The sequence below is a fragment of the Cryobacterium sp. TMT1-2-1 genome, assembly GCF_004403955.1.
Lineage (GTDB): Bacteria > Actinomycetota > Actinomycetes > Actinomycetales > Microbacteriaceae > Cryobacterium > Cryobacterium psychrotolerans.
Genome location: NZ_SOHC01000042.1, coordinates 77,843 through 88,406, shown reverse-complemented (window position 1 = coordinate 88,406; position 10,564 = coordinate 77,843). Strand labels below are relative to the sequence as shown.

9 protein-coding genes are annotated in these 10,564 nt (G+C 72.7%); 4 read left to right on the top strand and 5 right to left on the bottom strand.

Annotated features, from left to right (window positions below; genetic code table 11):
* The 3 genes from E3T33_RS15220 to E3T33_RS07600 form a co-directional block, all read left to right on the top strand.
* A partial coding sequence (locus E3T33_RS15220) for a DUF4350 domain-containing protein (RefSeq protein ID WP_166784437.1) occupies positions 1-1,067 on the top strand: 1,067 nt, incomplete at its 5' end.
* Positions 1,064-2,035: a MoxR family ATPase gene (locus E3T33_RS07605; protein ID WP_134575079.1), complete on the top strand. Its 972-nt coding sequence runs from the start codon at positions 1,064-1,066 to the stop codon at positions 2,033-2,035. The genes E3T33_RS15220 and E3T33_RS07605, both read left to right, overlap by 4 nt.
* Before the next feature lie 7 nt (positions 2,036-2,042).
* Positions 2,043-3,350 carry a DUF58 domain-containing protein gene (locus E3T33_RS07600; protein WP_134575078.1) on the top strand — a complete coding sequence of 436 codons (1,308 nt, stop codon included), beginning with the start codon at positions 2,043-2,045 and terminating at the stop codon, positions 3,348-3,350.
* 46 nt (positions 3,351-3,396) lie between these two features.
* Here E3T33_RS07600 and E3T33_RS07595 read toward each other — a convergent pair whose 3' ends face one another.
* Positions 3,397-4,833 carry a phosphomannomutase/phosphoglucomutase gene (locus E3T33_RS07595; RefSeq protein ID WP_134575077.1) on the bottom strand — a complete coding sequence of 479 codons (1,437 nt, stop codon included), beginning with the start codon at positions 4,831-4,833 and terminating at the stop codon, positions 3,397-3,399.
* 15 nt (positions 4,834-4,848) lie between these two features.
* Positions 4,849-5,064 carry a DUF3499 family protein gene (locus tag E3T33_RS07590; protein WP_134575076.1) on the bottom strand — a complete coding sequence of 72 codons (216 nt, stop codon included), beginning with the start codon at positions 5,062-5,064 and terminating at the stop codon, positions 4,849-4,851.
* A 45-nt stretch (positions 5,065-5,109) separates the two neighbouring features.
* Between E3T33_RS07590 and E3T33_RS07585 the strand changes: the two genes are divergently transcribed.
* Complete coding sequence (locus E3T33_RS07585) at positions 5,110-5,559, top strand: metallopeptidase family protein (RefSeq protein WP_092323087.1); 450 nt, start codon at positions 5,110-5,112, stop codon at positions 5,557-5,559.
* Between the two features lie 24 nt (positions 5,560-5,583).
* On the opposite strand, the gene E3T33_RS07580 is transcribed toward E3T33_RS07585, so the two are convergent.
* From E3T33_RS07580 to E3T33_RS07570, 3 genes are all read right to left on the bottom strand, one after another.
* Positions 5,584-7,029, bottom strand: coding sequence for a DUF5719 family protein (locus E3T33_RS07580; RefSeq protein WP_092323089.1), 1,446 nt, complete (start codon positions 7,027-7,029; stop codon positions 5,584-5,586).
* Entirely contained in the window at positions 7,019-10,108 is a 3,090-nt protein-coding gene (locus E3T33_RS07575) for a glycosyltransferase family 2 protein (protein ID WP_134575075.1), read from the bottom strand. Before E3T33_RS07575 ends, E3T33_RS07580 begins: the two co-directional genes overlap by 11 nt.
* Before the next feature lie 97 nt (positions 10,109-10,205).
* Complete coding sequence (locus tag E3T33_RS07570) at positions 10,206-10,523, bottom strand: WhiB family transcriptional regulator (protein WP_092323092.1); 318 nt, start codon at positions 10,521-10,523, stop codon at positions 10,206-10,208.
* Positions 10,524-10,564 lie beyond the last annotated feature (41 nt).

Here is a 10,564-nt window from a genome sequence, read left to right as displayed (position 1 = left end):
CCGCCGACAACGCGGGCGAGGCGGGCGGCCGCGCCCTGGTCGAGGTGCTGCGCGACCGGGGCGTGAGCGTGACCCTGGCCGACACCCTCGGCCAGGCCCGCCGCGCGACCCGGTCGGCGGCCGACCCGACCGTGTTCTTCTCGGATGCCGCGGGCTACCTGGACGCCGCCGGGCTCGCGGAGATGGCGGCGCTCGCGCCGCGTACCGTCCTGGCCGATCCGCACTTCGCCGCCCTGCAGGCGCTGGCGCCAGGCGTCGGGTTCGGCGGCGTCTCCGGGGCGGACTCCCTCCCGGCCGAATGCGACCTGGCTGCCGCGGTCAAGGCGGGCGAGCTCTCCCCCGGCGGCACCACCCTCACGCTCATCGGGCAGGACGGGCCGGGCCGGGCGACGCTCACCGGCTGCTTCCCCAGCGACGGGGACCGGTATTCGCTGATCGAGCGCACTGTGGGCGACCATGCGCTCACCCTGCTCGCCGACGGCTCGAAGCTGAGCAATGGATCGATCGGCACCTTCGGCAACGCGGCGCTCGCGCTGAACCTGCTCGGCCAGGGCGACACGGTCGTCTGGTACCTGCCCACGCTCGCCGACGTCGCCGAAACCGGACCGCCCTCGCTCGGCGAGCTGACCCCGGGCTGGGTCACGCCGACACTCGTCCTCGGTGCGCTCACCGCCCTGGCCGCCTTCGTCTGGCGTGGCCGCCGGTTCGGCCCCCTGGTCGCCGAGAACCTGCCCGTGACGGTTCGGGCCAGGGAAACCATGGAGGGCAGGGCGCGGCTGTACGCGCGCGGTGACGCCCGCCTGCACGCCATCGACGCCCTGCGAATGGGCGCGCTCCAGCGACTGGCCACCCGCCTCGGCCTGCCCCGGACCGCCGGGGCCGACGAGATCGTGCTCGCCGTCGCGGCGATCACCGGCCGGCCGACGGACCAGGTCGGAACGGTCCTGATCGGGGCGATTCCGGCCAGCGACCGCGAGCTCGTCAGGCTGTCCGACCAGATCGAAGATCTCGAACGCCGGGCGATCCGCCAGGCCACGCCCCCGTCACACGGAAGAATGAGCCCATGACGACTCCCGCCCCGGCCCTCGACACGCTGCGCCAGTCCCTCGCCCAGGTGCGAACCGAAGTCGGCAAGGCCGTCGTCGGCCAGGACGGCGCCGTGACCGGACTGATCATCGCGTTGCTCGCCCGGGGCCACGTGCTGCTCGAGGGGGTGCCCGGCGTCGCCAAGACGCTGCTCGTGCGCGCGCTGAGTCATGCCCTGAGCCTGGACACGAAGCGCGTGCAGTTCACACCCGACCTGATGCCCGGCGACGTCACCGGGTCACTCGTATACGACACCGCCGAGGGGGAGTTCGAGTTCCGCCGGGGCCCGGTGTTCACGAACATCCTGCTCGCCGACGAGATCAACCGCACCCCGCCGAAGACCCAGTCGGCCCTGCTCGAGGCGATGGAGGAGCGACAGGTCAGCGTCGACGGCGTCTCCCTGCCGCTCCCGGAGCCGTTCATCGTGGCCGCAACGATGAACCCGATCGAATACGAGGGCACGTACACGCTGCCGGAGGCGCAGCTGGACCGCTTCCTGCTCAAACTCGTGCTCGATATCCCCGAACGAGACGCCGAATTCGAGGTGCTGCGCCGGCACGCCACCGGCTTCAACCCGCGCGACCTGGCCGGGGCCGGGGTCACCGCCGTGCTCGGGTCGGACGGGCTGGCCGCGGCGCAGGCGTCCGTGGCCTCCGTCGGTTCCAGCCCGGATGTCCTCGCCTACATCGTGGACCTGGCCCGTGCGACGCGGAGCAGCCCGTCCGTGCGGCTGGGCGTGAGCCCGCGCGGGACGACGGCCCTCCTCGCCTCCGCGAAGGCGTGGGCCTGGCTGGGCGGGTACGACTCGATCACCCCGGACCACGTGCAGGCGATGGTGCTGCCCGTCTGGCGGCACCGGATCCAGCTGCGGCCGGAGGCCGAGCTCGAGGGCGTCTCCGTCGACGCCATCCTGCGCGGAATCGTGCAGCAGATCCAGGTACCGATCTAACCCGTCGATGGCCCTCACCGGACGGTTCGTCGCACTCGTCGCCCTCGGCGCCGTGCCGATCGTGCTGTTCGGCCGGACCGTGCCGGAGGCCCTCGGCGTGCTCGGGTGGTGGCTCGGGGCGGTGCTTGCGCTCGGCCTGCTCGACCTGGCCCTGGCGGCCTCGCCCCGGAGCCTCTCGCTCGAGCGAGGCCTCCCCGGCCGGGTGCGGCTCGGCGAGTCGGTGACCAGCCGCCTGGCCCTGACCAACACCGGCCGGCGCACGCTGCACAGCGTCGTACGGGATGCCTGGCAGCCGTCAGCGGGAGCCGGCAACAACCGCACTCCGGTCATCATCCCGCCCGGGGAGCGCCGCCTGGTCTCCCTCGCCCTGACGCCGTTCCGCCGCGGCGAGCGCCGGGCCCTGCACGTGACCGTGCGGTCGTTCGGGCCGCTCGGCCTGTGGGCGCGCCAGGCGACCCTGGACGCGCCCGGGCGCATCCGGGTGCTGCCGCCGTTCGCCTCCGTCAAGCACCTGCCGTCCCGGCTGACCCGGTTGAAGGAACTCGACGGGCGGACCAGCCTGCTCGTGCGCGGGCAGGGCACGGAATTCGATTCCCTGCGCGAGTACGTCCGCGGCGACGATGTGCGATCCATCGACTGGCGTGCGACGGCCCGCCGGAACGATGTGATGGTGCGCACCTGGCGGCCGGAGCGTGACCGCCGGGTGGTCATCGTCATCGACACCGGGCGCACATCGGCGGCGCGCGTCGACACCGAGCCGCGCCTCGACACCGCCTTCGAAGCCGCACTGCTGCTGGCCGCGCTGGCCTCGCGGGCCGGCGACCGCGTCGACGTGCTCGCGTGGGACCGGCGCGTTCGGGGCCGGGTGCACGGGGCACAGGGCGCGGAGCTGCTCTCCCGGATGGTCGACGCCATGGCGCTGATCGAGCCGGAGCTGATCGAGGTGGACTGGGCGGCGGTGCCCGGGCAGGTTCGTGCGCTGACCAGCCAGCGTGCCCTCGTCGTGCTTCTCACCTCGATCGATGCGGCCGGGGCGACGTCGGGCCTGCTGTCGGTGCTGCCCGAGCTGACCCGGCGGCACACCGTGCTGGTCGCCTCCGTCACCGACCCGGCCGTGGCCGAAGCCGTGGGGGAACGCGGCAACCGCGAAGCGGTGTACCGCGCTGCGGCGGCCGAGCGGGCGCTCCTGGACATCGGACGCGTCTCCGCGGCGATCCGCCAGCTGGGCGCCGACGTCGTCACGGGCTCCCCCGCGGCGCTGCCTCCCGCCCTGGCCGACCGCTACATCGCCCTCAAGGCGGCCGGCCGGCTCTAGCCCGCGGTATTGCGGGCCTGTTCCGCCCGGTCGCGTTCGACCCGGCCTACCCGCGGATGAGCTCGAGGACCTCGTCGCGCACCCGGGCCATCACGGCGGGGGTCGCCGCCTCGACGTTCAGGCGCAGCAGCGGCTCGGTGTTCGACGGGCGGACGCTGAACCACCAGAACGGTTCATCCGTGCTGGTCATGCCGGTGACGGTGAGCCCGTCGAACTCGTCGAAATCGGCCTTGCCGGTGTAGGCCTCGACGATGCGCGAGTACGCGGCCGGCACATCCTCGACGGTGGAGTTGATTTCGCCGGACAACGCATACGGCGTGAAGCGGGCCGAAAGCTCCGACAACGGGCGGTCCTGGTGCCCGTACTCGGCGAGCACGTGCATCGCGGCGAGCATGCCGTTGTCGGCGCCCCAGAAGTCCCGGAAGTAGTAGTGGGCGGAGTGCTCGCCGCCGAAGATCGCCCCGGTCTCGCGCATTTCGTCCTTGATCAGCGAGTGGCCGACCCGCGTGCGCACCGGGATGGCACCGGCCGCCGCGATCGTCTCCTCGACGACGCGGGAGGTGATCAGGTTGTGGATGACGAAGATCTCCCCGTCCGGCTGGGCTGCGCGGACGCGGGTGATCTCGCGCAGGGCCACAATCGCGGCGACGGCGGAGGGGTTGACCGCCTGGCCGGTCTCGTCGACGACGAAGCAGCGGTCGGCGTCGCCGTCGAATGCGAGGCCGAGGTCGGCCCCGTGCAGGACGACGGCCTTCTGCAGGTCGACGATGTTCGCCGGGTCGAGGGGGTTGGCCTCGTGGTTGGGGAACGTGCCGTCGAGCTCGAAGAAGAGGGGAATGATCTCGATCGGTAGTTTCGCCAGGCCGACGGCCTCGCCGAGCACGGCCGGGACGGTCAGCCCGCCCATCCCGTTGCCGGCGTCGACCACGATCTTGATCGGCCGGATGCCGGTCAGGTCGACGAGCCGGCGCAGGTACGCCGCGTAGTCGGCGAGCACGTCGAGGTCGCGGCTGCCGCCGGGCACGGCCACCTCCGGGATGCCCTCGGCCAGGTAGACCGCCGCCCGGTCGCGGATGGCGCCGAGCCCGGTGTCCATGCTGATGCCCTGCGCGCCGGCACGGGAGAACTTGATGCCGTTGTACTCGGCCGGGTTGTGGCTGGCGGTGAACATGGCTGCGGGTGCATTCAGGCTGCCGGAGGCGAAGTAGCTTTCATCGGTGGAGCAGAGGCCGATCGAGACGACCGTGGCTCCGCGGGCCCGGGCGCCGCGGGCGAAGGCGGCCGCGAACCCAGGGGAGGAATCGCGCATATCGTGCCCGACGACGACCTCGGTCCCGGCCGCGCCGACCTCGTCGACGAACCCGGCCGCCAGGGCGGCGACGATGTCGGCGGTCAGCGTGCTGCCGACCAGGCCGCGAACGTCATACGCCTTGACGATGGTGTTGAGGTGGGCAATGGCATCGTCGTTCAGGGCGGAACTCATGCCCCAAAATCTACCTCACCCCGCCGCGTCCCCCATCACGCGGTGGCGCACGACCTGCCAGCCCTGGGGCGCGGAGGTGCGGGCGGCGTGCCGCTCGCAGAGGTCATAGGCGTGCGGTTCGTGCGCGGCCGAGAGGGGACCGAGCACGGCCATGGAGTCGGCGTAGACGAAGGTCAACGTGGCCACGGCCGGATCGCCGCAGGTGATTCGGGAACACGGCCGGTTTGACATAGTGCTTCAGGCTACCGCCGGCGGAGCCGGAAGTAGGATGGCAACATGCCCCGATCACGCCGTTCCGCAGAACCGGCACCGGCGCCCACCGCTCGCGGGCGCGGCCGGGACCGGCACGGACGCGGAATCCGCAGCTCCGCGACCGGGCCGTACCTGCCCCCGCTGCGCACGCGCATCGACCTGTTCGATATGACCATCGCCTCCTCCGTGGACTACCTGCGCGGCGTCTGGCCCGAGTTGGCCGACGTGGTCTTCGAGGTCGCCGCCGGTCCGCGCTCCGTCATCCCGGGGGTCGGCGTCGAGCGCTGGTGGGTGAACGCCGCGGAGCGCCGCATCGTCTTCTACCGCCTGCCGATCCAGCGACTGACCCGGCTGCACCGCAATGACGAATTCCACCAGCGGATGGTGATCGAGAGTTGCGTGTTCCGCGCCATCGCCGAGCTTCTCGGCAAGGACCCCTGGGACCTCGCGCCCGACCGGTTCCGCCACCTCTGACCCGGATGCTGCGGCGCCGGCGACTCAGCGCGGGTAGACCCGGATCGGTGTCGCCAGCGGCCCGGAGGGGTTGAGCGGGAAACCGGACAGCATCCCGGCTCCCGCATAGCTCACCGAGGCCACCAGCGATGTGCCTCCGGAGACCACGTAGCGCTCACCGCCGGCCAGCCGCCGGGCCGCCGTAGCGCCGGGGCCGACCATGAGGGTGGTTGATTTGCCGGTGTCGTCCGTGAGCGTCGCCTCGGCCTCGCCCTGGCCGGTGTTCACCAGGTGCAGGGTGGGTGCCGGGCCGCGCGCGACGCTGACCATGAAGTCGCCGGGGAACGGGGCCGAGGCCGCGAACCAGGCGAAGTCTTTGCCGTCGGCGCCGTCCGCCGAGGCGCGCGCGGCGATCACGACGGGCCGGTCGGAAACGAGTCGTACGGCGTAGTTGCCGGCGGCCAGGCCCGGCAGCGGGATCTCGGCGACGATGCCCGGCTGCACGTCGACCTTGATCGGGGCGCCCGGCCCGTCGGAGCCGATGACGACGACCTCCACCTGCGCCGACTCCTCGCCGGGCGCGAGAATGCGCACGGAGGGGATCTCGTCGGACACGTGGTCGGCGTCGGTCTCCGCGGCCGGCGGCGCTTGCGTCGTGACGACCAGCCCGGAGATGACCTGGGTGAGGGACGGGGCGGCCGACGGTGCGATCAGTTCGACGCCGGACGGCTCGATTCCCTGGATGAGACTCTGCTCGAGGGATGCGACGACCTGCCCGCCATGTGCCTCGACGTGCACGACGGGCGACTGGAGGTTCGGGGCAAGGCCGGCCAGCGAGACGATCCGTTGCGCGCCGGGCTGCACCAGGATTCCGTTTGCGCCGGGCGCATCCACGATGCCGGTCTCGCCGATGACGGTCAGGTCCACGCTCGCGACCACGGTGGTCGGGTTGCTCAGCAGCACGAGGCTGGTGCGCCCGACGTCGGTCGATCCGCCCACGAGCCACGCGTCGGCGCCGGCCTCGCCGCAGGCGGCGGCCGCAAACCCGCCGACGGATTCGCCCCGGGCGGTCTGCGACTGGCTTCCGGCCACGAGCGAGGGCACCGTGGCGCCCTCGGGCGCGGGAACGCGCAGGAGCAAGGGGCCGCCGTCGCGTTCGCTGCGCGGGTTGTCGGCGGCGGCGAGCTCGGTGACATCGTCGATGTCCGTGGGCGCATTCGCCCCGTAGGTGCTCCCGTAGACGGCGGACGCCCGGCCGACGGATGTCGCCGCCTGCGCCTGGCCCGAGTCCTCGGCGAGGGTCAGCAGCGGGCCGGGGCACACCCTCAGCTGCTCGGCCGGGATGGGCGCGACCAGGGCGGAGGGCGGGGTGCGGGTCGCGGTCGGCCAGGGGATGATCGCCGCTGCACCCGCGGCGCTGACGGCCAGGGTGAGGCCGAGGAGGCCGGCGGCGATTCGGGAGCCCGTTTGGACTGCGCGATTACCGGTCACGGTCGTCCTCCTGCTGCTGGGTCGGGGCGTCGGCCGGCGTGGGTGTGACGGCCGGATCTGGAGTTTCGGCCGGCGTGGGTGTTACGGCCGGCGTGGGGGCGCCGCCCCGAGCCCTTTGGGCGCCCGGTTTTGCCCCGCGGACGGATCTGCCGGCGCGCGCAGCCCTCGGCGCCCGCTCCGGCCTGGCCCTGGCCCTGGCGAGGCGCTTCTGCTTGGTTTTCTCCCTCGCCGTGCGCCGGATCGCGTCGCGGTTGGCCTGGCGGACGGCCTCGGGTCCCGCTCCGGTGGGGATGGACAGCAGCACGGTCGCTCCGATGACCACCGCCGCGACGAGGAAGGCGATCAGGCCCAGCGCTCCCCCGGCGTTCGCCGGAATCGCCACGTCGCCCAGGGCATCCGCCGGGGCGTCGTGCCGCCACAGGCGGCCGAAGGTCGTGTCGCCCACCGGCGCCAGGGCTGCGTTGCCGTCGAGCGCCGTCGTCGTTCGAGTGAGCGTCTCCGCGGCCACCGGGGTGACCGGGGCGACGCGCGCCGTGCCGATCGGAGTGACCGCGGCCGGGCGCAGCAGCACGAAGCGGATCCCGAATTCGTTCAGGCCCGCCGAAGCGTCCAGGCCGCTGCGGGAGACGAGGTTGCCGGCCAGCGCGGCCAGTTCGCGCTCGTGCGCGTCCAGGCTCCGGTCGGTGCTCGACAGTGTGGATTGCTTGTCGAGGGTGACGCCGGCACCGCGAACCACCGTGGCCCGGATGCCGCCGTCGGGCTGCGGGGTGATCTGCAGCGTGCCCTGACGCGCGTTCGTCTGCGCCTCTGCGGTGACGATTGCGGGCTGGGTGCGGTCGCCGCCCGCGGAAACGACGGACGAGCCGAGGTGGAGCGACCCCACCAGCGGTGCGACCACGATGAGCAGGGCGATGCCTGCCGTCACTGCGGGCGCGATGGCGTACATCCGCAGGCCGCGAAGGGCGCAGAGGACGGCTCCGGCAAGACCCAGCCAATAGAGGCTGAGCCCGGGCCCTGCCCACACGCCCACCGGCTGCGCCCCGAGCGAAGCGAAGAAGAGCTGGCCGGCCCAGATGGCGGTCGCCAGCCCGAGGACGGCGGTGAGCACGGAGAAGCCGGCCGCCCTGGCCCCGTGCAGGAACAGCGAGACCGCGGCCAGGACGGCCAGCGGCGCGAGCAGGATCGGCACGAGCAGCTCGGCGTCGACGCCGGGGATCCCGAGGGTGTCGAGGAGGGGGGTCCAGCCGCCGAATTCGCCGGAGGGGAAGCCCAGGACCAGCTGCCATCCGGATACCGGGTGGCTCGGGAGCGGGACCCCGGGGTCGGCGAGCAGCGACAGCCAGGCGCCGCGGAGCCCCTGGTCCCAGATCAGGGGCGCGGCCAGGGCGAGGGCGGGGAGCGGGATGCCGATGAAGCGCGTGACGCTGCGTCCGCTCACCGCGACCGACACGATCCAGCCGATCAGCAGTGCCGGAGCGAGGGAGGGAGCGCAGGCGACGACGGCCGCGAAGAGGAGGGCGGCCGACGCCGAGGCCGACCATGAGCGGGCCGCGGCGTAACCGGCGAAGAAGAGCCACGGCAGGAGCAGGTGCACGAGGATGGCGGCGGGGCGTCCGGCCGCCAGTGCGGTCAGGAAGGGGGGTGACAAAACCCAGAGTGCGGCCGTGACCGCGCGCAGCGATCCGCGTTCGGTCAGGCGCGATGCGGCCATCCAGGCGCCGAAGGCGGCGAGCGGAAGCGCGAGGAAGTACAGGGCGACGAGGGCGAAGGACGGCGCCCAGAAGAAGATCGACCCGAGCACGGCGAGGACGGCGGCGAACGGGTCGGCGGCGCCGACGAACCCGAGGCCGATGTCGCGCCATCCGTAGCCTGTGGCGCCCCAGAGGTCGGCAGGGGTGTTCGACAGGGGCAGGAGGCCGCCGCCGGTGAGCGTGCGCGCGCCCAGCAGCGGAGCGAGGGCCGTGATGCCCACCACCGCCGCCGCGAGCACCGTCCAGCCGCCGCCCGACGCCAGGAAGCGGATCTCCGGCCGGTCGCCGCGCACGCCGGTCAGGCTGGCCTCGCGTCGGAGCGCCCGGCGGCGGCGCACCTCGACGGTGGGCACGCGCAGGCCGGCGATCGAGGCCCAGCCGAGCTTGCGTGTCGCGGCGAACCGGCGGCGGGCGCGCAGCACGCGCATCCCGTGGACTGCCGCACCGAACGCGGCCGAGAACTCGCCCAGGATCGCCCCCGGCTCCTTCCGCAGCAGCTGGAAGATGGAGCGCAGGAAGGCGAGGGGAACGAGCGACAGCCAGTGGAACGGCAGGGCCCAGGCCGGTGCGTAGACCAGGCGGCGGTGCAGCCCGGCGGCACGCTCCATCCGCAGGCGTTTGCGGCGGGGGCGCCCCCGCGAGGATCCGTCCGGGCCGGCGACGCCGTCACCGGCGGAGGCGACGCGGGCCGCGGCGACGACGGAGACGCGGTAGCCGGCCATCCGCACCCGCACGCAGAAGTCGAGGGAGTCGTCGATGGCGGGGAGGGCCGGGTCGAAGCCGCCGAGCTCGTTCCACACGGTGTGCCGCACGAGCATCCCGCCGGCGCCGACGGCGAGCACATCGCTCATGCCGTCGCGCTGTCCCTGGTCGAGTTCGCTCTCGACCAGGGTCACGGTGGCGCCGAAGGACGTCATCGACTCGCCGAAATCGTGGATGTAGTCTCCGGCGTCCCATTCCATGACCTTCGGTCCGGCTACGGCAACGGATGGCGCGATCTCCAGCCCGCCGAGGAGCGCCTCCAGGGCGCCCGGCGCCGGGGCGCTGTCCTGGGCGAGCAGCCAGAGCATTTCGTGGCTGGACTCCGGCGGGGCCGTGACCTTCACACCGGCGGCGATCGCCTGCCCGAACGTGAGGTCGTGTTCGGCGGAGATGAAGTGGGTGGGGCCGAATGCGGCCAGAAGCGACGCCGTGGCATCCGTCGACCCGCAGTCGACCGTGACCACGACGTCGGGCCGGCGGGTCTGCGAGGCGAGGGCCTCGAGAGTTCGCTCAAGGTGATTCGCGCCGTTACGGGCGACAAGGATGGCGGTGACTCGCGGTTGCATATCGGGAACAGCCTAGGTCGGGGAGCGCCCCGCGCCCCGGAGCGTGGGGGGCGCGCCCTAAATCCGACCGGCCGCCGCGACCTCAGTCGCGCTGCGTTCAGGCGCGCTTGCGCAGTTTGCGGCGCTCGCGCTCCGACAGTCCGCCCCAAATCCCGAATCGCTCGTCGTTGGCGAGCGCGTACTGCAGGCACTGCGTGCGAACCTCGCAGGATCCGCAGATCTTCTTCGCATCGCGGGTCGAGCCGCCCTTCTCAGGGAAGAACGCCTCCGGATCGGTCTGGGCGCAGAGCGAATCCGTCTGCCACGCCAGGGGATTGTCATCTCCCGTTTCCTTGCGCACTCCGGGCACTCCCAAGCGGACTGGATCGACAAACCAATCCTCAGGAACCCCGGCACGATACCCAGATATTGACATATCGTCTCCCACCCCTTGTGCGACGCGCATTCATTGCGTGT